The 25,062-nt window shown below is 69.0% G+C and carries 21 protein-coding genes; 12 read left to right on the forward strand and 9 right to left on the reverse strand.

The window, feature by feature from the left end:
* Nucleotides 1-145: 145 nt before the first annotated feature.
* The 7 genes from K3A85_RS07795 to K3A85_RS07825 all read left to right on the forward strand — a co-directional run bounded on the left by K3A85_RS07795 (nucleotide 146) and on the right by K3A85_RS07825 (nucleotide 5,753).
* Nucleotides 146-2,407 (forward strand): prolyl oligopeptidase family serine peptidase, encoded by a 2,262-nt coding sequence (locus K3A85_RS07795; RefSeq protein WP_225206032.1) that lies wholly within the window; start codon nucleotides 146-148, stop codon nucleotides 2,405-2,407.
* A 177-nt stretch (nucleotides 2,408-2,584) separates the two neighbouring features.
* Nucleotides 2,585-2,935 carry a hypothetical protein gene (locus tag K3A85_RS07800; protein WP_225205889.1) on the forward strand — a complete coding sequence of 117 codons (351 nt, stop codon included), beginning with the start codon at nucleotides 2,585-2,587 and terminating at the stop codon, nucleotides 2,933-2,935.
* A 203-nt stretch (nucleotides 2,936-3,138) separates the two neighbouring features.
* Nucleotides 3,139-3,462, forward strand: coding sequence for a DUF1476 domain-containing protein (locus K3A85_RS07805; RefSeq protein ID WP_225205890.1), 324 nt, complete (start codon nucleotides 3,139-3,141; stop codon nucleotides 3,460-3,462).
* Entirely contained in the window at nucleotides 3,462-3,695 is a 234-nt protein-coding gene (locus tag K3A85_RS07810) for a BolA family protein (RefSeq protein ID WP_225205891.1), read from the forward strand. Before K3A85_RS07805 ends, K3A85_RS07810 begins: the two co-directional genes overlap by 1 nt.
* A 47-nt stretch (nucleotides 3,696-3,742) precedes the next feature.
* Entirely contained in the window at nucleotides 3,743-4,066 is a 324-nt protein-coding gene (gene grxD / locus K3A85_RS07815) for a Grx4 family monothiol glutaredoxin (RefSeq protein ID WP_225205892.1), read from the forward strand.
* A gap of 423 nt (nucleotides 4,067-4,489) precedes the next feature.
* Nucleotides 4,490-5,287 (forward strand): NUDIX domain-containing protein, encoded by a 798-nt coding sequence (locus tag K3A85_RS07820; RefSeq protein ID WP_225205893.1) that lies wholly within the window; start codon nucleotides 4,490-4,492, stop codon nucleotides 5,285-5,287.
* Between the two features lie 172 nt (nucleotides 5,288-5,459).
* The gene (locus K3A85_RS07825) at nucleotides 5,460-5,753 is read left to right on the forward strand and encodes a hypothetical protein (protein WP_225205894.1); all 294 of its coding nucleotides are present in this window, start codon (nucleotides 5,460-5,462) and stop codon (nucleotides 5,751-5,753) included.
* 112 nt (nucleotides 5,754-5,865) lie between these two features.
* On the opposite strand, the gene K3A85_RS07830 is transcribed toward K3A85_RS07825, so the two are convergent.
* From K3A85_RS07830 to K3A85_RS07840, 3 genes are all read right to left on the reverse strand, one after another.
* Complete coding sequence (locus K3A85_RS07830) at nucleotides 5,866-6,018, reverse strand: hypothetical protein (protein ID WP_225205895.1); 153 nt, start codon at nucleotides 6,016-6,018, stop codon at nucleotides 5,866-5,868.
* Nucleotides 6,019-6,222: 204 nt separating this feature from the next.
* Entirely contained in the window at nucleotides 6,223-6,687 is a 465-nt protein-coding gene (locus K3A85_RS07835) for a MarR family winged helix-turn-helix transcriptional regulator (RefSeq protein ID WP_225205896.1), read from the reverse strand.
* A 3-nt stretch (nucleotides 6,688-6,690) separates the two neighbouring features.
* A complete protein-coding gene (locus tag K3A85_RS07840) occupies nucleotides 6,691-7,116 on the reverse strand; it encodes an organic hydroperoxide resistance protein (RefSeq protein WP_225205897.1) in 426 nt (141 codons plus the stop codon).
* 167 nt (nucleotides 7,117-7,283) lie between these two features.
* Between K3A85_RS07840 and K3A85_RS07845 the strand changes: the two genes are divergently transcribed.
* Both K3A85_RS07845 and K3A85_RS07850 read left to right on the forward strand, forming a co-directional pair.
* Complete coding sequence (locus K3A85_RS07845) at nucleotides 7,284-7,778, forward strand: hypothetical protein (protein ID WP_225205898.1); 495 nt, start codon at nucleotides 7,284-7,286, stop codon at nucleotides 7,776-7,778.
* 54 nt (nucleotides 7,779-7,832) lie between these two features.
* On the forward strand, nucleotides 7,833-10,070 hold the full coding sequence (locus K3A85_RS07850) for a hypothetical protein (RefSeq protein ID WP_225205899.1): 2,238 nt from the start codon (nucleotides 7,833-7,835) through the stop codon (nucleotides 10,068-10,070).
* Here K3A85_RS07850 and K3A85_RS07855 read toward each other — a convergent pair.
* The 6 genes from K3A85_RS07855 to K3A85_RS07880 form a co-directional block, all read right to left on the reverse strand.
* A complete protein-coding gene (locus K3A85_RS07855; RefSeq protein WP_225205900.1) occupies nucleotides 10,067-11,500 on the reverse strand; it encodes an efflux transporter outer membrane subunit in 1,434 nt (477 codons plus the stop codon). The genes K3A85_RS07850 and K3A85_RS07855 overlap by 4 nt on opposite strands.
* Entirely contained in the window at nucleotides 11,497-14,655 is a 3,159-nt protein-coding gene (locus K3A85_RS07860; RefSeq protein WP_225205901.1) for an efflux RND transporter permease subunit, read from the reverse strand. Before K3A85_RS07860 ends, K3A85_RS07855 begins: the two co-directional genes overlap by 4 nt.
* Before the next feature lie 12 nt (nucleotides 14,656-14,667).
* Nucleotides 14,668-15,840, reverse strand: coding sequence for an efflux RND transporter periplasmic adaptor subunit (locus K3A85_RS07865; RefSeq protein ID WP_318248072.1), 1,173 nt, complete (start codon nucleotides 15,838-15,840; stop codon nucleotides 14,668-14,670).
* A gap of 261 nt (nucleotides 15,841-16,101) precedes the next feature.
* Nucleotides 16,102-16,746 (reverse strand): murein L,D-transpeptidase catalytic domain family protein, encoded by a 645-nt coding sequence (locus tag K3A85_RS07870; RefSeq protein WP_225205902.1) that lies wholly within the window; start codon nucleotides 16,744-16,746, stop codon nucleotides 16,102-16,104.
* Between the two features lie 264 nt (nucleotides 16,747-17,010).
* Complete coding sequence (locus K3A85_RS07875; protein ID WP_225205903.1) at nucleotides 17,011-17,601, reverse strand: nitroreductase family protein; 591 nt, start codon at nucleotides 17,599-17,601, stop codon at nucleotides 17,011-17,013.
* Between the two features lie 96 nt (nucleotides 17,602-17,697).
* The gene (locus K3A85_RS07880) at nucleotides 17,698-18,141 is read right to left on the reverse strand and encodes a DoxX family protein (RefSeq protein WP_225205904.1); all 444 of its coding nucleotides are present in this window, start codon (nucleotides 18,139-18,141) and stop codon (nucleotides 17,698-17,700) included.
* Between the two features lie 264 nt (nucleotides 18,142-18,405).
* Here K3A85_RS07880 and K3A85_RS07885 point away from each other — a divergent pair, with 264 nt between their 5' ends.
* The 3 genes from K3A85_RS07885 (at nucleotide 18,406) to K3A85_RS07895 (ending at nucleotide 24,846) form a co-directional block, all read left to right on the forward strand.
* Complete coding sequence (locus K3A85_RS07885; RefSeq protein WP_225205905.1) at nucleotides 18,406-20,778, forward strand: TonB-dependent receptor; 2,373 nt, start codon at nucleotides 18,406-18,408, stop codon at nucleotides 20,776-20,778.
* A gap of 17 nt (nucleotides 20,779-20,795) precedes the next feature.
* Nucleotides 20,796-22,181, forward strand: a complete 1,386-nt coding sequence (locus K3A85_RS07890) for an alkaline phosphatase family protein (protein WP_225205906.1) — start codon at nucleotides 20,796-20,798, stop codon at nucleotides 22,179-22,181.
* A 211-nt stretch (nucleotides 22,182-22,392) separates the two neighbouring features.
* Nucleotides 22,393-24,846: a TonB-dependent receptor gene (locus tag K3A85_RS07895; RefSeq protein ID WP_225205907.1), complete on the forward strand. Its 2,454-nt coding sequence runs from the start codon at nucleotides 22,393-22,395 to the stop codon at nucleotides 24,844-24,846.
* Nucleotides 24,847-25,062: the final 216 nt, after the last annotated feature.

Raw genomic sequence — 25,062 nt, forward strand, 5'->3', positions numbered from 1 at the left:
CGGGGTGCTAAGGCGTGCAGGATAAAAGATGCGACGTGCGGAGAGGACAGCTAGGCCGGGAGGCCGCGCCACGAAGGTGTGGAGCGGGTTGGCGCCCGCGCTGCTGCTCGCCTGCGCGCCGCCTTGGGCGCATGCGCAATCGGCGATGCCCGCGGCCGAGGAAGCCGAGGGCGCGTCCCACGTCGCGGCATCGGGCGGCCTCACCATCGCCACGCCCCGGCCGGGCGCGGCGGCGGCCGCGCCGCGGCTCGCGCTGCCGCCGATCGCCCCGCTCGCCTATCCGCCGACGCGGCGCCTGCCGCTGGTCGAGCATCTGTTCGGGCAGGACGTGGCCGATCCGTTCCGCTGGCTCGAACAGAGCCCGGCGGCAAGCCCGGAGGTGGCGCAGTGGGTCGCGCGGCAGAACGCGACGACCGCCGCCTACCTCGCGCAGCTGCCGGGCCGCGACGCCTTTGCCGCGCGCATCCGCAGCCTTTACGACTACGAGCGGATCAGCCTCCCGCGCCGCGCCGGCAAGTCGTACTTCTTCCTGCGCAACCCGGGCCTTGCCAACCAGAGCGGGCTCTACGTGCGCGCGGGCCTCGCCGGTCCGGACCGGCTGCTGCTCGATCCCAACGCCTGGTCGAGCGACGGCACGGTCGCGCTCGACGCCTGGGTGCCGAGCCCGCAGGGCCGCTCGCTCGCCTATACGGTGCAGGTGGCGGGCAGCGACTGGCGCACGATCCGCCTGCTCGACGTGCGCTCGGGGCGGGTGCTCGACGATACCCTCGCCTGGGCCAACGACACCGCGATCGCCTGGGTCGGCGAGGAGGGCTTCCTCTATTCGCGCTATCCTGCGCCCGCGCCGGGCGCCGAGCACCTTGCGCCGACTTACGGCAAGGCCGTGTGGTATCACCGCGTCGGCACGCCGCAGGCGGACGACCTGCCGGTCTTCGCGACGCCCGACCATCCCGAGCAGGGGCACAAGGCGGCGGTCTCGGCCGACGGGCGCTGGGCAGTGATCACCAGCGAGATCGGCACGCAGCCGTTGCGCGCGATCCACCTGCTCGACCTGCGCAGCGGCAAGCCGGGGCAATGGGCCAGCGGAAAGGTCGCCGAGGGCTTCGACAACGACTGGAAGTTCGTCGACGGCATCGGCGACCGCCTGTGGTTCGTCACCAACCAGGGCGCCCCCCGCTACCGCCTGGTCGAGCTCGACCTGTCGGGTCCGCCGCAATGGAAGGTGGTGGTGCCCGAGCGCGACCAGCAGCTCGCCGCCGCCAATGCGGTGGGCGACCGGTTCATCCTGTCCTACCTCAACGGCGGGGCGAGCGTGGCGGTGGTGACCGACCTCAAGGGCAGGCCGAGCCGCGCGATCACGCTCAACGACATCGGCTCGGCCTCGGGCTTCGCCGGCCGCCCGGGGCAAGGCGAGACCTTCTACCAGTTCGCCAGCTTCAACCGCGCGCCGACGATCTACCGCATGGACCTGCACAGCGGCGCGACCACGCCCTTCGCCCAGCCGCGCATGGGCTTCGATCCGGCCGACTACCTCGTCGAGCAGCGCTTCTACCCTTCGAAGGACGGCACCCGGATCCCGCTCTACCTGGTGCGCAAGCGCGCGCTGGCCGGGCGGGCGGCGCCGACACTGCTCTACGGCTACGGCGGCTTCGACATCGCGATGACCCCCAGCTTCTCGCCGGTGCGGATGGCCTGGCTCGAGGCGGGCGGCGTCTTCGCGCTGGCCGGGGTGCGCGGCGGCGGCGAGTTCGGGCGCGCCTGGCACGACGCCGGGCGGCGCGACAAGAAGCAGAACAGCTTCGACGACTTCATCGCCGCGGGCGAATACCTGGTGCGCGAGGGGATCGCCGCCAGCGGCAGCCTTGCCGCGCAAGGCGGATCGAACGGCGGCCTGCTCGTGGCGGCGGTGGTCAACCAGCGGCCCGACCTGTTCGTCGCCGCCAATCCCGACGTCGGCGTGCTCGACATGCTGCGCTTCGACCGCTTCACCGCCGGACGCCTGTGGACCGGCGACTACGGCCAGCCGGCGCGCGAGGACGACTGGCGCGTGCTGCGGGGCTATTCGCCCTACCACAACATCCGCGAGGGCGCCGAGTACCCGGCGATCCTGGTCACCACCGGCGACAGCGACGACCGCGTCGTCCCGGCGCACAGCTTCAAGTACGCCGCCGCGCTCCAGGCCGCGCGGATCGGCGAGCGTCCGCACCTGCTGCGGGTGGAAAGCAGGGCCGGCCACGGCGCGGGCAAGCCGCTCGACAAGACCATCGCCAGCGGGGCCGACACGCTCGCCTTCCTCGCCTACTGGACCGGGCTCGCCGCGCCGGCGCCGGTTGCGCAGCGGACGCGTGACGAACCAACCGCATCGGAGGAAATTGCGGTGGGCAAACGGGAACCGAGCGGCGACTAAGGGAGTCGTCGAGCGCAGCCTTTCACCGCCATCGGGTCAGGCGCTTCAAGTAAAACGGTCGCACGCATCTTGATCAATTCTGTTCTCGTCGCCCTGGCCGTCGTCGCAACCGGCGCGGGCTCTGCTTCGATATCGCAAACGGTTGTCGCGCGGGGCGAGTCCATTGGCGGCGCCGTGGTGCGCGTGCCCGCCCGCGCCACCGATGCGCAGCGCATCCCGCTCGCCGACGACGGCCGGGTGCGCGGCGCCATCGCCGCCTGCATCGCGGCGGCCGAGCAGGCCGCGCCCGGGAGCGGCGCCGACGCGATCGACGTCACGCAGGTCGAGCCACGCGCCGGCGGCTACCGCATCGCCGGCCGGGTCGCGGTCAACCGCCTGGGCCGGCCTTGGCAGGCAGGCGACCGCGTCTACGGGCGCGGCTGGCGGGGCGACTTCCGCGGCTGGACACCGGCTTTGCGCGGCTACGACGCCGTGCGCTTCACCTGCGCCGGCCCCGATCCGGCAAGGCCCGCGGTAACCTTCGACTGAGTCGCCTTCGACTGAGTCACCTTCGACTGAGGCGCCGCCGCCGCGCGATGCCGTCGCATCGTTTCGGGTCCGGGGCGCGGGGCCGCCTTTGCGCGCCGCCGATGCGGACGGTGCTTGCCGCCCGCCCGCCCTGCGACTATCCGCAAGGACAAGCACCAGCACGCGAGGCCGCCCCGCGGCCCGCCGAAAGAGGACCATGCGCCATGACCATGTTCGACGACCGCGAGCGCGCCGAGGAAGCCAAGTTCGCGCGTGACGAGGAAATGCTGTTTCGCGTCCACGCCCGCCGCAACCGCCTGCTCGGCCAGTGGGCGGCCGAGCGCATGGGGCTCGATGCCGCCGAGACCGAGGCCTATGCCAAGTCGGTGGTCCAGGCCGATTTCGAGGAAGCCGGCGACGAGGACGTGATCCGCAAGCTGCTCGGCGACCTCGTCTCGGCCGGGGTCGAGATCGACGAAAGCGAAATCCGCGCGGCAATGGACGCGCGTGCGATCGATGCCCGCCGCCAGCTGATGGGCGAAGCCTGATGCCGATGGCGGCCGCAGACATCGAGGCGATGATCAAGGCGGCGCTGCCCGATGCCGAGGTGACCATCACCGACCTTGCCGGCGATGGCGACCACTATGCCGCCCACGTCGTCAGCCCGGCGTTCGCCGGCCTTTCGCGCGTTGCCCAGCACAAGGCGGTCTATGCCGCGCTCGGCGGGCGCATGGGCGGCGTGCTTCACGCCTTGCAACTGACCACCGGGGTCCCCACCTGAACCATCGATCCGGCGCATCCGCGCCCTCCAGGACAACAAGAAACGCCATGGCCCAAGACCGCATTTCCCAGATCGTCGGCGACAACGACGTCGTGCTGTTCATGAAGGGGACCCCGCTGTTCCCGCAGTGCGGCTTTTCGAGCCGCGCGGTCGCGATCCTCGATCACCTTGGCGTCGAATACGCCAGCGTCGACGTGCTGCAGGACCAGGAAATCCGCCAGGGGATCAAGGCCTTCTCCGACTGGCCGACGATCCCGCAGCTCTACGTGAAGGGCGAGTTCATCGGCGGCTCGGACATCATGATGGAAATGTACGAGGCGGGCGAACTCGGCCAGCTGATGCAGCAGCACGGGATCAAGGGCGCGGCCTGATCGTGCCCCGCCGGCCAAAGCCTGCCGGGCGATCGGCAGGCTTTGGCCGCCGATCCTGCCTTCACCCACCGGCCACGATGGCGCGGCTCCCTGCTGGAGTCGCGCTTTTTCGTATGGCGGCCAAGGGTTTGGAGCGGTTCGGGGAAGTCCCGGGAGGGGCGGAGCCGGGAAGACTGAGGGACCGGCTCCGCCCCGATTGAAGAAGACATCTTCGGGACGCAACATTCATTGCACGGAGCGTGCCAATTTCGTCGCGGGATGGAATGCGGCGCGCGACGATAGTTAATGCCCGCCAACCATGCATGGAGTTTGTAAAGCTGGTCGACACTTGCGGCGATGGCGCGCGGCAGGGAGGCGGGCAGGGCGGGGGGCACGAGCCCCTTGGCAAGGCCATGGCGCGCGCGCATGGTGCGTCGCATGGAGATGGATGACACGAACGACGCCTGGGGCGAGGACGAAGCCCCGCCGACCGCCACCCCGGCCGCCACGGTGGTGGTGTTCCGCCGCGATCCGGCGGGAGGCCCGGCGCAGATCCTGATGGTCGAGCGCTCGAGCGAAATGAAGTTCGCCGGCGGCGCGACGGTGTTTCCCGGGGGCAAGGTCGATCCCGACGACCACGCGCTGGCGCAGCGCTTCGGCGCGCACCTCGATCCCGAGGACGCTGCCGCGCGCGTGGCCGCGGTGCGCGAGGCGCTGGAGGAGACCGGCCTTGCCGTCGGCATCGCCGGCGATGTCAGCGCGCAAGGGGCGGCCGAGGCGCGTCGCATCGCGATTTCGACCGGGCGGCTGGGCGATGCGCTCGATGCGATGGGCTGGGCGCTCGATCTCGACCGGCTGGTGCCCTGGGCGCGATGGTGGCCGCGCCACCGCCATATCCGTGTGTTCGATACGCGCTTCTATCTCGCCGACCTTGGCACCGGCGCGGTCGAGATCGCGGTCGATGCGACCGAGAACCGGCACCTGTTCTGGGCGAGCGCGCACGAGGCGTTGCGCCTTGCCGACGAGGGCGCGATCAAGGTGATCTTCCCGACCCGGCGCAATCTCGAGCGGCTGGCGGTCTATCCCGACTTCGAAAGCGCGCGGGCCCATGCGCTGGCGACGCCGGTGTCGATCATCACCCCCCGGGTGGAGCTGCGCGACGGGGTCAAGTGGCTGACGATCCCGCCCGAGGCGGGCTACCCCTACGACGGCGAACCGCTGGATCAGGCAAGCCGCGCCTGACGGGGGAGGGCGTGCGGGCGCGGGAGGGCGCAAACGCGCGGGCCGGGCGTCCTAGTAAAATCCCTTAGGATAAATGCCATAGGCGGTGTCAGGAGCCGTCAAGCGGGCACGGGATAGCACTGGCAGCGGAGGTCTTGCCCCCATGCCCCAGCCCATTCCCCAGCCCATTTCGATGCCCAAGACCAAGCCCGCCCTGCGTCCCGCCACCGAGCGGTTCTTCGATCCCGAAGGCGAGGCGGCGCGGGTCGCCCGGCTTGCCGGCGAAGGCGACGTGGCCGTGGTCTCGCCGGTCCACCGGCTGCAGCACGAACTGGCGATCTTCGAGCAGGGCGCAGCGATGGCGGGTGGGGCGCAGGTCGCGCGGCGCCCCGATCTCTATCCCGGCTGGTTTCGCGTAGGCTTTCCGATCGGCGCTTCGGCCCTGCTGTGGGCGGCGATCGCCTGGGGCATCCGCGCGCTGTGGTGAGACTTCCGCGCCGGGCGTGACGGCGTCGGCGCGTCCGGCCTTGAGCAACGGCCTGGCCCGAAAAAGCCTTCGTGCCCCGAAGAGCCGTCCGCGCCCGAAAAAACCGACGGGATCAGAAGACCAGCAGCGCAATCCCGATCCACAGCACCTGGCTGATTGCGAAACCGATCAGCAGTCCCCGCGTCGTTTCGACGCCTTCGGGGTCGACCGGGTAGCGCGATTCCGATCCCGACAGCGTGTGCTGTGCCTTGAATGCCTTTGCCATTGGTGCGTCCCGTCCATCAACCGTGGCCCCCCGGCCCGGTCCCTTGTGTTCTCGTCGCGACAGTCGTCGCCGGATTCCCGCCACTGCGGGCTTCCGACCGGAAGCCTAGCGGCAGTGCGTCGCGATACAGAGAGAATATCGTTGCTGTCACCGAACTGCAACGTAACGGTGCGGCAGATGGCACGGGATTGGCGACAATTGCCGTCAGGCCGCAGGGGTGAGGCCCCGGATCAGCTTCCACACGGTTTCGTGGAGCTTTTGCGCCTCGTCGAGAGTGAGGCACGGGGTGGCGGCCATCTGGCCGGGGATCGCCCGCGCCTGGGCGCGCAGCGCTTCGCCGCGCGCGGTCAACGAGATGATCACGCGGCGCTCGTCCTCGGGATCGCGCTGGCGGTGGACGAGGTCAGCCGCTTCCATCCGCTTGAGCAGCGGGGTGAGCGTGCCGGTGTCGAGAAACAGCTGCTGGCCGATCTCGCCGACCGCGCGCGGGGCGCGCTCCCACAGCACCAGCAGCACGAGATACTGCGGATAGGTCAGGCCGAGGCCGTCGAGCAGCGGACGGTAGGCGCGGGTGAGGATGTTCGAGGCCGCGTAGAGCGGAAAGCACAGCTGGCGGTCGAGACGCAGCACGTCGTCTGCGGGGCTGGCCGTGCTTTCCGTTTCGCTCATGTCTCAGGCAGTAGTGACGTTCAGGCCGACGTCAATATTGCCTTTCACCGCGTTCGAGTAGGGGCAGGTGGCGTGGGCGGCGGCGACGATCTCCTCGGCCTTGTCCTGCGACAGGCCGGTGATCGCGACGTTGAGGTCGACGCTCAGCGCGAAGCCGCCGCCGGCATTGGGGCCGATCCCGACCACCGCATCGACGACGATGGCGTCGTCGGCGATCCGCTCGCCCAGCCCCCGCGCGACGTGGATCACCGCGTTGCCGAAGCAGGCGGCATAGCCTGCGGCGAAGAGCTGTTCGGGGTTGGTGGCCCCGCCTTTGCCGCCGAGCGACTGGGGCATCGCCAGTTGGACGTCGAGCAGGCCGTCGTCGGTGGCGACGCGGCCGCTGCGGCCGCCGACCGCCTTGGCGCGGGTTGTATAGAGCGTGGACATGGCAGGCTTCCTTTCACTGTGCGTACGATGGGATTTAAATAGTTCACAATTAAACTGCACACAATATAAATTTGCGAGGGCGTGGCGCCGGGGCATCGCGGGGACCGACCGCGCCGTTAACCATGTTCGATAGGGCGATGAGGACCTTTCCCGGCGAAAGTGGGGCCATGAACAGCCTGATCGCGCATCTCACGCCCGCCCTCCTCGTCCGCCTTGCGCGCGCACTGTCGCTGGTCACCCTTGTCCTGCTGATGATCGGGTACGCCGATGGCTGGCTGACGCTCGAGACCGCGGCGCTCGGCGCCTTCGGCCTCGGCATGCTGCTGATGATGGCGTTTCCCGACCAGCGCGCGTCGGAGCTGCTCGGCGCGATCGCGATCTGGGCGACCACGGCGGAGTTCATGTCGGCGGTGCAGACCGGCGGCTTCGACGCCTGGCGCTGGGCGGTGACCACCGCGACGCTGGCGGTGCTGGTGCTCCCGCTGAAGGTGCAATACTTGCGCGAGCTGGCGCGCACCGCACCCGACCGCACGATCGGCGAACTGGACCGACGCGCCTGGTCGGTGGGCGCCGTACCGCTCGGCAATGGTGCGAGAGCCGGCGCGGGCGAACCCGGCCAAGCGGGCGAGACGCGCAGCGAGCCGGTCCGCATCGCGGGATAAACATCTGACATACAAACGTTCCTCCGTCGCACGACAGCGAAGGAGGACCTTGCCATGGCCGATGCCGACCCGCGATCGGTGCCGACCGCCGATACGCTTTCCGCCGCCGCCGCGCTGGGCAGCAAGGCGGCGGAGACGCTCCACCGGACGCGCCAGGGCGGGCTCGAGATCACGCTCGCGCACCATGCGACCGAGGCCTGGGTGGTGATGCGCCGGCCGCACCTGGGCGGCCTCGCGCTGCGCCTGCCGCTGTTCGCCGCGCCCGACGACTGCACCTGCACCGAGCGCGACGGGCGCGTCGAAGTCGTGTGCCGCAGCAGCGCCGGGACCAGCACGATCACGCTCGAGGGCGACAGCTTCGATCTCGAACAGCTGCGGGTGGGCTTGCGCTTCCGCCCGGCGCACGACATCGCCTTGCGCGAACTGCCGCGCGACCTTGTGCCGCTCGACGAGCACGACGAGCACGACGATCCCGCCGGCGCGCAAGGGCGGATCGAGGCGAAGCAGCGGCGGCTCAACACCGGCCTGCTCTATTTCGAATTCGCGCGGCCTTCGTTCGGCAAGGTTCTGTATATCCAGAACCTTTCGTCGCTGAACGACTACTTCAACCGCACCGGGAGCAAGCCCGAGGACGCCGTCGGCGGCGAATGGCCCGACCTCGGCTACCGCCCGCCGCTCGATCCCGAAAGCGGCAAGGCGCTGCTGCTCGCGCACCGGGAGGTGACGCTCTACGACACCATCCTCGTGATCCGCCGCTACAGCGAGAACGGCGAAGCGGATTCGGCCTGGCAGTTCCTCGACATGCTCGGCGCCGCCTATCGCTGGCTCGGCGCGCCGGCGCTGTCCTACCACGACTGGGTGGAGCGCTCGCAGCGCACGCTGGCCGACCTGGCAGAGGCGCCCGAGGCGCGGATCGAGCACTACGGGCGCGACTATTTCCACCGCTATACCGCGAGCGAATATCCCGACGTGATGGTCCAGCTCTCGCTGCTCTCGGCCATCCGCGAGTGGGAGGACTGGAGCGGCGAGCACCAGCCGCTGGCCTCGGAGATCCTTGCCGGGATCGAGCGGTTCTACGATCCGCAGGTCGGCTCGATCCGCCGCTACCTGCCCAACGTCGGCAGCGACAAGGACCCGGACGCGGTCGATTCCTGGTATCTCTACCACCCGCTGCTCAACCTCGCCAACGTGGCGCTGACCGGCAACGCGCAGGCGCGCGACCTTTTCCTGCGCAGCGTCGACTACGGCATCCGCGCCGCGCAGCACTTCGCCTATCGCTGGCCGATCATGTACAACATGCGCGACTTCAGCGTGATCCGCGCGGTCGCCGAAGCCGACCAGCGCGGCCAGACCGACGTCGGCGGGATCTATGCCTGGGTCATGCTCCAGGCCTTCGAGCTGACCCGCGAGAAGCGTTTCCTCGACGAAGCGGTGGCGGCCATCGAGGCGGCCAAGGGCATGCGCTTCGACCTCAACTACCAGGCGAACCTGACCGCCTGGGGCGCTGCCGCCTGCATCCGGCTGTGGCGGATCACCGGCGACAAGAGCTACCTGACGCAGAGCTACGTCTACCTTGCGGGTTTCTTCCACAACGCGCAGCTGTGGGAGAGCGAGATCGCGCTCGCGCGCAACTACACCAACTTCCTTGGCGTCACCTGCCTCCAGGATGCGCCGTACATGGCCGCCTACGAGTGCTTCGACAGCTACGCCGCGTTCGAGCGCTACCTCGACCTCGGCGGACCGGACCTGATCACCTCGGTCCGCCTGCTGGTCGGGGAATACTGCCGCCACGCGCTCGACCGGGCCTGGTACTACTACCCCGACGCGCTGCCCGCCGACGCCATCGCCGCGAGCCCCCGCAACGGCTACATCGCTCCCGCGCTCAACTTCCCGCTCGAGGATCTCTATCCCGACGGGCAGCAGGCCGGGCAGGTGGGGCAGGAGATCTATGGCGCGGGCGCGGCGCTGGTCTATGCAACGCGCGCCTTCCATCGCATCGAGGGGGCGCCGTTCGTCCTGTTCAGCGACCACTTCCTGCGCGCCTGGAAGCATTTCGACGAGACCACCATCGCCTTCCGGCTGGATGGGCAGGACGGCTGCACCGCGCGCCTGTTCCTGCAGTTCGACGGCGGGGCGCCCGATCCCTCGGCCTATGGCCTGCGCGCCTACGACGGCAGCGACCTTGCTTTCCGCAAGGACGGCGCGCTGCTTTGCGCCGAGGTGTCCGCGGCGGGCAGCTTCCTGCTCAAGTGGCCGGGCACGCGCAGCGGGGATTCCCCGCCGGCGAGCTAGGGCCGCAGGCCTCCGCCGAGCGTGCGGTAGAGCGTGACCATGTTGCTCGCCCTGGCAAGGCGCGCGCTGACCAGCGCCTGCCGCGCGGCATAAGCGGTGCGCTGCGCATCGAGCGGCTCGAGGTAGCTGGCGATGCCGTTGGCGAAGCGCGACTGCGAGATGCGCGCCGCGCGGGTCGCGTTGTCGGCCAGCGACTGCTGCGCGGCGAGCTTGGCGTCGATCGTGCCGCGTCGCGCCAGCGCATCGGCGACTTCGCGGAACGCGGTCTGGATCGCGCCTTCGTAGGTCGCCACCGCGGCATCGCGCGCCGCCTTGCTCGCGGCGAGGTTGGCCGCATTGCCGCCGAAGTCGAACAGCGTCTGGCTCGCCGATCCGCTGGCGCTCCAGCGGAAGCGGTCGCCGCTGAACAGCGAAGACAGGCTCTGGCTGGCGAAGCCCAGCAGCCCGGTCAGCGAGATCGTCGGGAAGAACGCCGCGCGCGCGACGCCGATGTCGGCATTGGCGGCGCGCAGCTGGTGCTCGGCCTGGAGCACGTCGGGACGGCGCAGCAGCACGCTCGAATCGAGGCCCACCGGCAGGCTCGCCAGCACCTGGTCCCCGGCGCCGAGCGTTGCGGGAAGCAGCTCGGCGCCGAGCGTGGTTCCGGCAAGCAGGTCGAGCGCGTTCTTCGCCTGGGCAAGGTCGGTTTCGTAGTCGGCGACCGCGGCGCGCGCGGTGTCGACCTGGGTCTGCGCCTGCGCGACGTCGAGCCCGGTGCCGATGCCCAGCCCTTCGCGCCGCTGGTTGACGCGCAGCGATTGCTCCTGGCTCGCCAGCGTCTCGCGCGCGACGGCGAGCGCATCGCCGGTCGCGGCATAGGTCAGCCAGGCGTTGGCGACTTCGGCGACGAGCGCGATCTGCGCGGCCTTGCGGCCTTCGTCGCTGGCCAGATAGGCTTCGAAGGCCGACCGGGTCAGGTTCTGCCGCCGCCCGAACAGGTCGAGTTCGAACGACGAAATGCTCGCCGAAGCGCCGTAGCTTTCGTTGGTGCCCGCGCCGAAGGCGGCGCCGGTGCCCGATCCCGCCGCGGCGGCGCTCGAGGCGTTGTGGGTCACGCTCGCGCTGGCGCTCGCTCCGATCGTCGGGAACTGGCCGGCGCGCTGCACCCGGTAGAGCGCGCGGGTGCGCTCGACATTGGCGATCGTCGCGCGCAGGTCGCGGTTGTTGGCGAGCGCCAGCGCGATCGTGTCCTTGAGCCGGGGATCGGTGAAGAACGACTGCCAGCCCATCGCGTCGATCGCGCCGTCGCCGGGGGCGAGCGCGGGGAAGGCCTGGCCCTGCGGCAGCGCGGGCGGCACCGGCGCGGCCGGCTGGACATAGCGCGGGGCAAGGCTGCAGCCGGCGAGCGCCAGCGCCGATGCGGTTGCCACCAGGGTGCGCAGCGCGCTCATGCCGCGGGCTCCCCATGGACGTCGGGCCCATGAACGTCGGGCCCATGGACGTCTGGCGACAGCTTCGTCCGGCGCGCGAACAGGCGCTTCACCAAGACGAAGAACAGCGGCACGAAGAAGATCGCCAGCACCGTCGCCGAAAGCATTCCCCCCATCACCGCGGTGCCGATCGCCTGGCGACCGTGCGCGCCCGCGCCGCTCGCCACGACCAGCGGCACGACGCCGGCTATGAACGCGACGCTGGTCATCACGATCGGGCGGAAGCGCAGCAGCGCCGCCTCCATCGCCGCCTCGAACGGCGAGAGGCCGCGCGCGAGCCCGGCTTCGGCGAACTCCACGATCAGGATCGCGTTCTTGGCCGACAGGCCGATGGTGGTGAGCAGCGCGACCTGGAAGTAGATGTCGTTGTCGATCCCGCGCAGCGTCACCGCCAGCACCGCGCCGATCACGCCGAGCGGGATCACCAGCAGCACCGAGACCGGCACCGACCAGCTTTCGTAAAGCGCGGCAAGGCACAGGAAGATGAAGAAGATCGAGGCGGCGTACAGCAGGCCCGACTGCGAACTTGCCGCGCGCTCCTGGAACGACAGCCCGCCCCATGCGACCGAGTAGCCGCTGCCGAGCTGCGCCGCCTTCTGCTCCATCAGCGCCATCGCCTCGCCCGAACTGGTGCCCGGCGCGCCGCCGCCTTGCAGCTGCTGCGCGGCGATGCCGTTGAAACGCCGCAGGATCGGCGGGCCGCTGCCCCACTTGGCGGTGGCGAAGGCCGAGAACGGCGCCATCGCGCCGCTGTCGCTGCGCACGAACCACTGGCCGAGGTCCGACGGGTTCGAACGGTAGGGCGCATCGCCCTGGACATAGACGCGCTTGACCCGCCCGCGGTCGACGAAGTCGTTGACGTAGGTGCCGCCCCAGGCGGTCGCCAGCGTCGCGTTCACGTTGGCCGGCGCAATGCCGTAGGCGCTTGCCGCATCGTCGTTGAGATCGACCTTGAGCTGGGGGGTGTCCTCGAGCCCGTTGAAGCGCACTTGCGCGAGCTTGGGATCGGCATTGGCGGCCTCGACCAGCTGCTTGCGCGCGGCGGTCAGCGCCGGCACGCCGTTGCCTGCGGCATCCTGCAGCCACATCTCGAACCCGCTCGAATTGCCCAGGCCCCGGATCGCAGGCGGCGAGAGCGCGAGGATCTGCGCGTCGCGATCGCCCATGAAGTGCTTCGAAATGCGCTGGGCGATGGCGCCGGCGCTGTGTTCGCTGCCGTGGCGCTCGTCCCAGTCCTTGAGCATGACGAAGCCCATCGCGATGTTCTGGCCCGAACCCTGGTTGCCGCGGCCGGCGGCGGTGAAGACGTGGACCACATCCTCCTTCTCGCTCTCGCGGATGTACTTGTTGACGCGCGCGGCGACGCTCTGCGTCTGCTCGAGCGTCGCGCCGGCGGGCAGGGTGATCGAGAGCATCAGGTTGCCCTGGTCCTCGTCGGGCAGGAAGCTCGTCGGCAGGCGGGCGTAGAGGAACGCCATCGCAGCACTGAGTGCGAGGAACACCAGCATCCAGGCGCGCGGCTTGCCGACGAAGCGCTCGAGCCGGCCGTGGTAGCCGTTCTGCAGCCGCTCGTAGCGGTGGTTGAAGCCCTCGAAGAAGCGGCCCTTCGGCTTTTCCACCTGGCGCAGCAGCGTGGCGCAGAGCGCCGGGGTCAGGGTCAGCGCGACCAGCACCGACAGCGCCATGGCCGAGACGATCGTCACCGAGAACTGGCGGTAGATCGCGCCGGTCGAACCGCCGAAGAAGGCCATCGGCACGAACACCGCCGAAAGCACCAGGGTAATGCCGATCAGCGCCGAGGTGATCTCGTCCATCGACTTGACCGTGGCGTCGAGCGGCGAGAGGTGGTCCTCGTGCATCACGCGCTCGACGTTCTCGACGACCACGATCGCGTCGTCGACGAGCAGGCCGATGGCGAGCACCACGCCGAACATCGTCAGCGTGTTGATGGTATAGCCGGCCGCCGCAAGGATGCCGAAGGTGCCGAGCAGGACCACCGGCACCGCGATCGCCGGGATCAGCGTGGCGCGCCAGTTCTGCAGGAACAGGAACATCACGATGACGACCAGCACGATCGCCTCGAACAGCGTCTTGACCACTTCCTCGATCGAGATCTTGACGAACAGGCTGCTGTCGCGCGGATAGGACACGGCATAGCCCGCGGGCAGGTCCTTCGACAGTTCGGCGACCTTGTCCTTGACCAGTTGCGCGGTCTTCATCGCATTGGCGCCCGACGACAGGCTGACCGCAAGTCCGGTCGAAGGAAACCCGTCGAACAGGTTGTAACTGCCGTAGTTTTCCTGGCCGAGCTCGACCCGGGCGACGTCCTTGAGGCGCACCGTGTTGCCGTTGGCGTCGGTCTTGACGATCACCTCCTCGAACTCGGGAACGGTCTGCAGGCGCGAGCGAGCGGTAACCGTCGCGCTCAGCCGCTGGCCCTCGGGCGCGGGCTGCGCGCCGACTTCGCCCGCCGAGACCTGGGTGTTCTGCGCCTGCAGCGCACTGATCACGTCCGAGGGCATCAGGCTGACTGCGGCGAGCTTTGCCGGGTCGAGCCAGATGCGCATCGCGTACTGGCCGCCGTAGATGTCGGCGCTGCCGACGCCCTCGACGCGCGAGAGCGGGTCCTGGAAGTGGGTGGCGAGGTAGTCGGCGATGTCCCCGTTGGTGCTCTTGCCGGTGGTGTCGTAGAGGCCGACGACCAGCAGCATGTCGGCCTGCGCCTTGTTGACGTTGACGCCCTGCTGCTGGACCGCCTGCGGCAGGCGGCTGAGCGCGCGGCTGGTGGCGTTCTGCACCTGGACCTGCGCGGTGTCGGGATCGGTGCCCTTCTCGAAGGTCGCGGTGATGGAGCCCGAACCCTGGTTGCTGCTCGAGGTGAAGTAGAGCAGCCCGTCGATGCCCTTGAGCTGCTGCTCGAGCACCTGGGTGACGCTGTTCTCGATCGTCTGCGCATCGGCGCCGGGGTAGGTGGCGTTGATCGAGATCGTCGGCGGGGCGATGTCGGGATATTGCTCGACGCCCATCCGCGTGATCGCCAGCGCGCCGGCGGACATGATGACGATGGCGATGACCCAGGCGAAGATCGGATGGTGCGCGAAAAAGCGGGAAAGCATCGGCGCGCGCCCTTACCGTGCGACCGAAGCGGACGGCGTGGTTGCCAGCACGGCCTTGACCTTCGCGCCGGGCTTGGCCTTGAGCAGGCCGTCGACCACGACCTTGTCACCGGCCTTGAGCCCGCTCGTCACCAGCCACTTGTCGCCGATCGCGGTGTCGGCGGTGACCGGGCGCGGCTCGATCTCGCCCTTGCCGTTGACCAGCAGCACCGAGGCATCGCCGCGCGGCGTGCGCGTCACCGCCTGCTGCGGGATCAGGATGCCGCCCGGGACGCTCGCCTGCGCCAGCCGCGCCTTGACGAACAGGCCGGGTAGCAGCAGCCCTTGCGGATTGGGCACGGTCGCGCGCAGGGTGACCGTGCCGCTGCCTTCGGCCACGTCGACATCGGCGAAGTTGAGCCGGCCCTCGACCGGATAGGCGCTGCCGTCGGCGAGCACGATGCGCACCGGGATCGACCCTACCGGCGCCAGCGACCCTTTCTGCAAGGAGCGGCGCAAGCTCATGAAATCGTTGCTCGATTGCTGGATGTTGACGAACATCGGGTCGAGCTGCTGGACCTTGGCGAGCGGATCGGCCTGGCTCGCGGTGACCAGCGCGCCCTTGGTCACGCTCGACCGCCCGATCTGCCCGGTGATCGGCGAGGTGACGCGGGTGAAGCCGAGGTTGACCTGGCTCGATTGCAGCGCCGCACGGCTGGCGGCGACTTGCGCGCGGCTCTGGTTGTAGGTCGCGAGCGCGTCGGCGGCGTCCTGCTTGCTCACGCCGCCTTCGGCAGCGAGCAGGCGGTAGCGTTCGGCCTTGAGCCGGTTGGCCTCGACCGTCGCTTCGGCGGTCGCGAGCGCCGCGCGCGCCTGCGCCGCCGATGCGGCGTAGAGGCGGCTGTCGATCTGGTAGAGCGGCTGGCCTGCGCGCACCCGGCTTCCCTCGGCGAAAAGGCGGTCGAGCACGATGCCCGAGACCTGCGGCCGCACTTCGGCGACGAGCGAGGCTTCGGTGCGGCCCGACAGCTCGGTTTCGAGCGGGACCGTCTCGGTCCGCGCGATGATCACGCCGACGACCGGCGGCGGCATCTGCTTGTCCTCCGCCTTCGCGCCGCAGGCGGAGAGCGAGACGATCATCGTGGCAAGCAGGGCAGCGGGCGCAAGCGCGGGGAGGAACGCAGGCAGGCGGGATGACTGGCGCAAAACGGGTACTCTCGATGCTGTGTCCGCCAGGAAAGGCAAATCGTCGGGGCGAGCGGGTCGCACCCCGGGGTGCAACGGCGACGAAAGCGCTTTCGGCGGATCCGGTTCCCGCCGCGCGCCTTCCTGCACCATGGTGCAGTGCGGCACGCTGCGAGTCGACGCCGGCGGGTTATCACAGATCGGCCGCGCGCCATCCCCCTTTGTCGGGAGATTGCCGCGCTACGACATAATGTTACATCTTGCTCGAGTGGCGTCGCGCGATCAGCGCGCGGCGAACAGCAGCCGGCCCGGACCCAGCGCCGCGAGCACGCGGCCGATCTCGTCCTGCGAGACCGCGAAGCAGCCCTGGCTGCGCCCGATCCGCCCTTGCGCCGCGGCAAGCCCTGCGTCGACGTAGCTCGCCGCGTGGATCACGATGCCGCGTTCGCTGGCGAGGCTGTTCTCGGGATCGAGACCGAGCAGGCGGCGCGAGCGGCCGTGCTTGCCGACATAGGTCGGGCCGGTGAGGAACGCGCCGCTGCACGAGGCTTCCGAGCCCATGCGGTTCGACAGCCGCTCGACCCAGCCGCTGTTGGCGGGGTCCGAGCCCTTGCCGTGGCTGACGAGATGCGTGGAGAGCACCCGTCCGCCGGCAATGTCGACGAGATGGAAGCGCGGCTCGCGCGAGGGCATCGAGAAATCGACGATGCCGATCACGTCGCGTTCGGCGAGCCGGGCGTGGTGCTGCTGCAGCGCGGCCAGCGCGCGCGGCAGCAGCGCCGGGGCGCCCGGGATGTCGAGCCCGGCAGGCGCCGCGCCCGCGCTCTGGCCGCCGATGCCCCAGGGCGCAGCCGGCGGCACGACGAGACCGTTGCCCGCCGGCACCTGCGGTGCGATCGCCTCGGCTGCGGTACGCGGAAAAAGCATGGTAGTGGCCGAAGCCGCCATGGCGCCGAGGAACCGGCGCCGGCCGAACGTCATGATGCGAGACCCCGAAGTGTTCTTTGCATCCGACTTAGGCAAGCAGCCGGCGAAGCAAACCCCTGCCGCCCGGATCCTGCGACGGGCCGTGCGCGCAGCGCCGCCGGGCGTTCGCCGGGCCGGGGAACGAATGCGCCGGTCGCGCGTGCGCCACCGCCCGTCGCAGTGGTCCGCGGGCGGTGGCGCAGGGCGCGAATCGGCGTTTCCGGCTCAGGCCGGCAGGTTGGCGAAGCTGCCGGCGGCCGCGATCTCGCCGACCGGCTTGCGCGCCGAGGGCGCCTCGCGCTCGCGGTAGCCGTCGGGCAGTTTCGCGGGCGCATCGCGCCGGCCGATCGCGACGGCGGCCTCGACCCGCACGTCCTCGGGAATGCCCAGTTCCTCGCGCACGCGGGGGAATTCGATCCCGACCATGGCGTGGGCGTGGTAGCCCATGTGCGTCGCCTGCAACGCGAGCAACGCCCAGGCCGCGCCCGCATCGAAGCTCGCGCTGCGGTTGGCCTTGGCTCCGTCGGGGCGGGGGAAGGTGCTCTGCGACAGCACGAACAGCAGCGCGCCCGCATCCTTGGCCCAGACCGCGTTGCCGGGCACGAGCAGCGAGACGAAGTGATCCCAGTTGGCGTCGCCGCGCAGCGCGTAGAGAAAGCGCCAGGGCTGGTGGTTGTAGGCCGAGGGGGCAAGCCCCGCAGCCTCGAGGATCACGTGGAGATCGGCTTGCGGGACGGCAGTCGCGTCGAACGAACGCGGCGACCAACGGTCGACGATCAGCGGCAGGACGAGCGGATTGGCGCTGCGGGCGGTCATGGCGAAGTCCTTGGATGAGGGCGGAGAAGTAGAAGCGGAAACCGGCAGGAATGGAGGCGGGGCGGCGCTCGCCGTCCCCGCCCGGGCATCGTGGTCTCAGTCGCGGTGGAAGGCAATCCGCCCGCCGCCGAAGGCCGCGACCTGGAGCAGGCCGCCGGCCATCGCCACGTTCTTGAAGAAGTGGATGAACTGGTTCTGGTCGCCGATCGCGCCGTGGAAGGCGAAAGCGGTGACGAGCGAGAAGCCGGCGAGCAGCAGCGCGACGAGGCGCACCCGGTAGCCCGCGATCAGGGCAAGGCCGCCGCCCAGTTCGACCAGCACCGCCAGGGCCAGCGCGGCTTGCGCAAAGGGCAGCCCGGCGCTCTCGATGTAGCCGATCGTGGCGGCGGGCGCGGTCACCTTGGACAGGCCGCTCAACACGAAGATCGCGGCGATCAGCACGCGCCCGGCAAAGGCGAGCGCGTTGCCGGTCGGGGTATCGCGCAGCGTTGCCGGCGCGGCAGGAACGGGTGCGGAAGCAGCGGTGGTGGAAAGCGTCATGGGTCGGGTCCTTTGCAAAACGAGGGAGCGAGGAGCCGGGCGGGGCAGGTCCGTCCGATGCACCTTGGCTATGACGTTTCGACGCTTCGCAAAATCCGGATAAAATGATCTCGATTGTTCGATGAAATGGAAATGTGTGGCGTTCGTGCCGCAGGGTCTGCCCATCGGGTCATGACATGGATCTGTCATGCAACGGGAACCTCCTTGCAATGCAGCAAGCCTAGCTGCCGCGACGCAGAACAACTGCGCATGAGGGAATTTATAATGCGTTCAGGATTTTATCTCCTCGCCACGACCGCGCTCTTCTCGGCCGTTCCCGCTCTTGCCCAGGAGCAGGCCGCACCTGCAGCAGATGCCGGTGAATCGTCGGAGATCGTCGTGTTCGGCCAGGGCCAGACGCGCCAGGTCCAGGAACTCGGCGCCGCCGACATCGCCATCCTCGCCGGCGGTTCGAGCCCGCTGAAGGCGGTCGAGAAGCTCCCGAGCGTCAACTTCCAGTCGGCCGATCCGTTCGGCGCCTACGAATGGTCGACCCGCATCACCATCCGCGGCTTCAACCAGAACCAGCTCGGCTTCACGCTCGACGGCATTCCGCTCGGCGACATGAGCTACGGCAACTACAACGGCCTGCACATCAGCCGCGCGATCAGCCCCGAGAACATCGCCTCGACCATCGTCAGCCAGGGCTCGGGCTCGATCGACACGCAGTCGACCAACAACCTCGGCGGCACGCTCGAATTCACCTCGATCGACCCTGCCTCGATGCTCGGCAGCGCCAACCAGGCGCTCGACATCAACGGCACCGCCGGTTCGGACAACACCTACCGCGGCTTCGTGCGCGCCGCGATCGGCGACGCCTCGGGCTCGCGGCTCATGGGCTCGTTCGCCTATGGCACCGCCGACAAGTGGAAGGGTGACGGCAAGCAGCGCCAGTGGGCGGTCAACGCCAAGGCGATCGTGCCGGTCGGCAACGTCGATTTCGAAGGCTTCTTCAGCCATTCGGACCGCGCCGAGCAGGATTACCAGGATCTCAGCCTCGAGATGATCAAGCGTCTCGGCTATGACTGGGACAACTTCGGCCCCTCGGGCTACGCCACCGCGATCAAGGTCGCCGACGTCGCCAACAACATCGACAACGTCAACAACACGACCGGCGCGCCCGGCCCCGACGGCCTGTCCGACGTGACCAGCTATGCGCCCAGCAACCCCGCTGCCGGCACCACCTATCCCGGCAAGATCAAGTCGATCGACGATGCCTACTACGATGCCTCGGGCCTGCGTCGCGACACGCTCGCCTCGATCGGCATGAAGGCGCCGATCGGCGACAACGTCACCTTCAAGCTCAAGACCTACCTGCACAAGAACGAGGGCCAGGGCACCTGGGGCACGCCCTATGTCGGCAGCCCGACCGGCGTGCCGATGGCGGTGCGCACCACCGAATACGACATCGACCGCAAGGGCGTGTTCGGCAGCCTCGCCTTCGACGTCGCCTTCAACAAGCTGACCGTCGGCGGCTGGTACGAAAACAACGATTTCGAGCAGGCGCGCCGCTTCTACGCCTATGCCAGCCGCTCGAATCCGGGTCGCGACCACCTCAAGTTCATGCGCAACCCGTTCTTCACGCAATGGGACATCGCGTTCAACACCAAGACCTACCAGTATTTCGTCGAGGACGAGATCAAGCTCGGTGACGCGACGATCAACCTCGGCTGGAAGGGCTTCAAGGTCGACAACAAGGCCCGCGCGATCGTCTCGGGCGGCCGCACGGTCGGCGATCTCTCGACCAAGGACTGGTTCCAGCCGCACGCCGGCGTGAACTACAAGTTCGGCGGCGGCGTCGAAGCCTTCGCCGGCTTCACCCAGGTGACCCGCGCCTTCGCCTCGGCCACCACGGCGGGTCCGTTCTCGTCGACCCAGGCGGGCTTCGACGCGATCAAGCCCTACCTCAAGCCCGAGCAGTCGGACACCTACGAGGCCGGCCTGCGCGTGACCGAAGGCGCGTTCCGCGGGGTCCTCGGCGGCTACCACGTCGATTTCCGCAACCGCCTGCTGACCATCCCGACCTCGGTCGGCATCGTCGGCGCGGCCAACGCGCTGCAGAACGTCGGCAACGTCCGCGCCCAGGGCATCGAGGCCAGCGGCGAATACAAGTTCGACTTCGGCCTGTCGCTGTTCGCCTCGTACAGCTACAACGACAACACCTACCGCAACAACGTCGTCGTGCGTGACAGCGCCGGCAACCCGACCAGCACGGTGCTGACCAAGGGCAAGACCGTGGTCGACAGCCCCAAGCACCTCGCCCATGCCGAGATCGCCTACGACAGCACCTCGCTGTTCGGCCGGATCGGCGTGAACTACATGTCGAAGCGCTACTTCACCTACACCAACGATCTCTATGCCGCGGGCGACGGCAAGGGCTTCGTCCCCAGCCGCGCGCTGGTCGATGCCGCGCTCGGCTATCGCTTCGATGCGGGCCTGCGCCAGCCGATCGAGATCCAGGCGAACGTGACCAACCTGTTCGACAAGCGCTACATCGCGACGATCGGGTCGAACGGCTTCGGCAACAGCGGCGACAACCAGACCTTCCTCGCCGGGGCGCCGCGCCAGGTGTTCGTGACGTTGAAGGCCGGCTTCTGATGCGTCACAAGGAAGCGATGAAGCATCGTCTCGTCGATCGTCGCCTCCTCAAGAGCGCCGCGCTGCTTTGCAGCGCGGCGTTTCTTGTTGCGCCGGGCCTCGCGCCGGCACGGCCGCTGCTGCTGATCTCCATCGACGGGCTGCGCCCGGGCGACGTGCTCGAAGCGGACAGGCGGGGGCTCAAGGTGCCCAACCTGCGGCGGATGGTGCGCGAAGGCGCGTCGGCGACCGGGGTCACCGGGGTGCTGCCGACGCTGACCTATCCCAGCCACACCACGCTGCTCACCGGCGTCGCCCCGGCGCGCCACGGGATCGTCGGCAACACCACGTTCGATCCCAGGCAGATCAATTATGGCGGCTGGTTCTGGTACGCGCAGGACCAGAAGGCGCGCACGCTGTGGGACGCCGCGCACGATGCCGGGCTCACTACCGCCAACGTCCACTGGCCGGTCAGCGTCGGCGCGCGCGCGCTCACCTGGAACCTGCCGCAGATCTGGCGCTCGGGCCACGAGGACGACGCCAAGCTGCTGAAGGCGCTCGCCAGTCCGGGCCTGGTCGACGAGCTCGAGCACGATTGCGGCCGCGCCTATGCGCAGGGCATCGATGAATCGGTCGATGGCGACGAAAACCGCGCGGCCTTCGCCGCCGACCTGATCGCGCGGCACAAGCCCGGCTTCGTGACGGTCTACCTCGCCGGGCTCGACCACCAGGAGCACGCGACGGGTCCCGGCTCGAGCGAGGCCAATGCCGTGCTCGAACGGATCGACGCGGTGGTCGGAAAGCTGCGCGATGCCGAGCTTGCCGCGCATCCCGACGCCGCGGTGGCGGTGGTCAGCGACCATGGCTTTGCGCCGACCGACACCGAGGTGAACTTCTTCCGCGCCTTCATCGATGCCGGGCTGATCACGCTCGACGGCGAGGGCAAGGTCAGCGGCTGGGACGCGATGCCGTGGAGTTCGGGGGGATCGGTGGCGATCGTGCTCGCCCGCCGCGACGATTCGGCGCTGCGGGACAAGGTCCGCGCGCTGGTCGCGAAACTTTCCGCCGATCCCGAGGCGCGCATCGCCAAGGTGCTCGATGCGGCGCAGATCGTTGCCGCAGGGGGCAATCCGCAGGCCGATTTCTACCTCGATCTGTCCGCCGGCGCGGTCGCCTCGCCCTTCGCGGGGGCCAGCGCCCCGTTCGTCCGACCGGCGCGGGTCAAGGGCATGCACGGGTATTTTCCCGGACTTGCCGAAATGAACGCGACCTTCCTCGTCACGGCGCCGAATGTTCCCGCAGGTGCGAACGTGGGTGAAATAAACATGCGCCAGGTCGCCCCGACCCTGGCCGCATTGATGGGCGTCGGACTGCCCTCGGCGGAGGACAGACCGATCGATTTTGGTCAAAAGAAGGTCAGATAGCCGTCCGATTGCGACAACGCGCGAAGGGTCCCGCACCCTTGTGCGTTGGAAAAGCTTGGCTTGCCGCTTGCGGTGCGGTGGGAAGTCACAATTCGGTCAATTTTGGCGCAACATTACAATCCGTTCAGCAAACCTGTCACATAACTGTCTTTTAGCGCGCCTAATGGGGCCTCGCCCGGGGGGACATGCCGTCTTCGCAAGTGAGGGAACCATGACTTTCAATTACCAGATTCGCGCCGGCCTGCTGGCCGGAGCGGGCGTCTTTGCGCTCGCCGCCAGCCCTGCCTTCGCGCAAGCCGCCGCCGCGACCGCACCGGCCGACGCCGCCGCCGCCGAAACCGCGGCCGCCGGTGACAGCTCGGGCCTGACCGAGATCGTCGTCACTGCGACCAAGCGCGAGACGAACCTCAAGGACACGCCGATCTCGATCTCGGTGATGAGCAACGACGACATCAAGAAGCGTCACGTCCAGAGCCTGATCGACCTCGCCGACGGCGCCGTGCCCAGCCTGCGCGTCGCGACCTTCGAAGCCCGCCAGTCGGCGCTGACCATCGGCATCCGCGGCATCGTGCCGCTCGACGCCAACCAGCCCGCGCGAGAGCAGGGCGTCGGCGTCTACCTCGACGGCGTCTACCTCGGCCGCCAGCACGGCCTCAACGCCAGCCTGTTCGACGTCGAGCGCGTCGAAGTGCTCAAGGGCCCGCAGGGCACGCTGTTCGGCCGCAACACCGAAGGCGGCGCGCTGTCGATCGTGTCGAAGGCGCCGACCGGCGAATTCGGCGGCCGCCTGACCGCCGGCTTCGGCAACTACGGCAGCTACACCGCGCAGCTGCACATGGACCTGCCCGAGATCGCCAACGTCGCGTTCAAGCTCGACGGCGTGGTCCAGCACCAGGACCCGACGGTCAAGAACCCGCTCCCCGGCCAGGCCGGCTGGAACCAGTACCAGCGCTACGGCGGTCGCATCGCCGCCCGCTGGCGCCCGATCGACGGCCTGACCGTCGACCTCGCCTTCGACCGCAGCCGCGACGAGAACACGCCGTTCTACAGCCAGCTGATCAACTACAACCCGCTCGGCAAGACCGTCGCCACCGTCGCCGAGATCGCGGCCAACGGCGGCAAGGTGCCCTCGGGCAAGATCGCGCCGCTGCCCTCGCAGGTGATCGTTTCGGACAAGCGCGTCAGCACCGCCGACATCGGCGTGCCGCAGCAGCCCTCGATCGACAACACCAAGGGCTTCACCTCGACGATCAAGTACAAGGTCAGCCCCGAGATCGAGCTGCGCTCGATCACCGCGTGGCGCACCGTGACCGACGAGCAGTGGGACAACTCGGGCGGCGCGCACCGCACCCCGGCGTTCAACGTCAAGGGCGCGCCCGGCAGCTACGTCGGCCAGGCGTTCAGCCGCTACTCGCTCGCCTACCTCGACCAGCGCCAGTTCAGCCAGGAGTTCCAGGCGGTCGGCTCGATCGACAAGCTCGACTACGTGCTCGGCCTCTACTACTTCAACGAGCGCGCCAACGACTGGGCGCGCACGCCGAACAGCAACACCTGGAAGGTCGATCCGGTCACCGGCGCGATCACCGGCTACACCATCAACGACCCCAGCCAGTACCTCAACGCGACGATCGCCCGCCAGTCGATCGCCTATGCCAAGAGCTACGCGGCCTACGGCCAGGCGACCTACAGCCCGATCGATCCGCTGCACATCACGCTGGGTGGCCGCTTCACCCGCGACGAGAAGCACGGCACGCTCGAGCTGGTCAACGGCGCGGCCTCGAACTGCGGCACCGCCGCGGCGCCGACGGTCTGCACCTTCGAGTACAAGAACAACCGGTTCGACCCGCTCGCCATCGTCGCCTACGACGTGACCCCCGACGTCAACCTCTACGCCAAGTACGCCACCGGATACCGCGCGGGCGGGGCTAGCTCGCGCTCGCTGACCTACCGCTCGTTCGGCCCGGAAAGCGTCAAGTCGTACGAAGTGGGCCTCAAGTCCGAGCTGTTCGACCGCCGCGTGCGCTTCAACCTTGCCGGCTACATCATGGACCGCAAGGACAGCCAGGTCGACTTCAACTTCTTCATCCCGCAGGCCGACGGCACCATCCGCAACACGCTTGAAACCGTGAATGCGGCCGGCACCACCAAGATCCGCGGGATCGAGGCCGACGTCACGGTCAAGCCGATCGACAACCTGTCGCTGGGCCTGTCCTATGCCTACACCTACACCAAGGTTCCGCTCGCCGAGAACACCGTGCAGGAGCAGCAGAACAACGACGGCGTGAAGGTGTTCCAGCCGGTGTTCATCGTGTTCACCCCGGAGAACGCGCTGTCGGGCAGCATCGACTACGACCTGCCCGTGGGCGGCGCCGGCGCGCTGGTGCGCTTCCACCTCGACGGCAACTACTCGGACCCGGTCTACTCGTTCGACAACGAGGACGTGAAGACCGACAAGAGCTTCGTCGTCAACGCCCGCCTGAGCCTCGCCGACATCCCGATGAGCAGCGCCGGCGGCCAGAAGCTGACGATCGCGGCCTGGGCCCGCAACCTGTTCAACACCCAGTACATCTACCGCCGTTCGAACGCGAACGCGGCCGTGCTGGGCGACTACGCCAACTTCAACGCGCCCCGGACCTACGGTCTGGAAGCGACCGTCAACTTCTGACGGACCCCCGTGCCGGCGCGCGCAAGGCGCGCCGGACCGGTCACGAATCCACCCTGAGACTGGCGGCGGCAGGAGCGATCCTGCCGCCGTTTTTTCGTTGGGTCCCGGGGCGCGCCGAGGGGGAGGGGGTTTACGGGGTTTACACAGTCCAGGGATGAAATCCGAACCCTTCGCGAAAGCTCTCCCTTCGCGGACAAGCGTTTGATTCACGTGGGT

Origin of the sequence: Novosphingobium huizhouense (genome assembly GCF_020179475.1) — a bacterium.
Lineage (GTDB): Bacteria > Pseudomonadota > Alphaproteobacteria > Sphingomonadales > Sphingomonadaceae > Novosphingobium > Novosphingobium huizhouense.

Excerpts from the sequence above, each read along its gene's own strand:
- K3A85_RS07890 (WP_225205906.1), top strand. The coding sequence starts at position 20,796 with ATGAAGCATCGTCTCGTCGATCGTCGCCTCCTCAAGAGCGCCGCGCTG.
- K3A85_RS07850 (WP_225205899.1), top strand. The coding sequence starts at position 7,833 with ATGGCCGATGCCGACCCGCGATCGGTGCCGACCGCCGATACGCTTTCC.
- grxD (WP_225205892.1), top strand. The coding sequence starts at position 3,743 with ATGGCCCAAGACCGCATTTCCCAGATCGTCGGCGACAACGACGTCGTG.
- K3A85_RS07820 (WP_225205893.1), top strand. The coding sequence starts at position 4,490 with ATGGATGACACGAACGACGCCTGGGGCGAGGACGAAGCCCCGCCGACC.
- K3A85_RS07845 (WP_225205898.1), top strand. The coding sequence starts at position 7,284 with ATGAACAGCCTGATCGCGCATCTCACGCCCGCCCTCCTCGTCCGCCTT.
- K3A85_RS07885 (WP_225205905.1), top strand. The coding sequence starts at position 18,406 with ATGCGTTCAGGATTTTATCTCCTCGCCACGACCGCGCTCTTCTCGGCC.
- K3A85_RS07805 (WP_225205890.1), top strand. The coding sequence starts at position 3,139 with ATGACCATGTTCGACGACCGCGAGCGCGCCGAGGAAGCCAAGTTCGCG.
- K3A85_RS07840 (WP_225205897.1), bottom strand. The coding sequence starts at position 7,116 with ATGTCCACGCTCTATACAACCCGCGCCAAGGCGGTCGGCGGCCGCAGC.
- K3A85_RS07895 (WP_225205907.1), top strand. The coding sequence starts at position 22,393 with ATGACTTTCAATTACCAGATTCGCGCCGGCCTGCTGGCCGGAGCGGGC.
- K3A85_RS07855 (WP_225205900.1), bottom strand. The coding sequence starts at position 11,500 with ATGAGCGCGCTGCGCACCCTGGTGGCAACCGCATCGGCGCTGGCGCTC.
- K3A85_RS07860 (WP_225205901.1), bottom strand. The coding sequence starts at position 14,655 with ATGCTTTCCCGCTTTTTCGCGCACCATCCGATCTTCGCCTGGGTCATC.
- K3A85_RS07835 (WP_225205896.1), bottom strand. The coding sequence starts at position 6,687 with ATGAGCGAAACGGAAAGCACGGCCAGCCCCGCAGACGACGTGCTGCGT.
- K3A85_RS07810 (WP_225205891.1), top strand. The coding sequence starts at position 3,462 with ATGCCGATGGCGGCCGCAGACATCGAGGCGATGATCAAGGCGGCGCTG.
- K3A85_RS07830 (WP_225205895.1), bottom strand. The coding sequence starts at position 6,018 with ATGGCAAAGGCATTCAAGGCACAGCACACGCTGTCGGGATCGGAATCG.
- K3A85_RS07870 (WP_225205902.1), bottom strand. The coding sequence starts at position 16,746 with ATGCTTTTTCCGCGTACCGCAGCCGAGGCGATCGCACCGCAGGTGCCG.
- K3A85_RS07880 (WP_225205904.1), bottom strand. The coding sequence starts at position 18,141 with ATGACGCTTTCCACCACCGCTGCTTCCGCACCCGTTCCTGCCGCGCCG.
- K3A85_RS07795 (WP_225206032.1), top strand. The coding sequence starts at position 146 with ATGCCCGCGGCCGAGGAAGCCGAGGGCGCGTCCCACGTCGCGGCATCG.
- K3A85_RS07825 (WP_225205894.1), top strand. The coding sequence starts at position 5,460 with ATGCCCAAGACCAAGCCCGCCCTGCGTCCCGCCACCGAGCGGTTCTTC.
- K3A85_RS07875 (WP_225205903.1), bottom strand. The coding sequence starts at position 17,601 with ATGACCGCCCGCAGCGCCAATCCGCTCGTCCTGCCGCTGATCGTCGAC.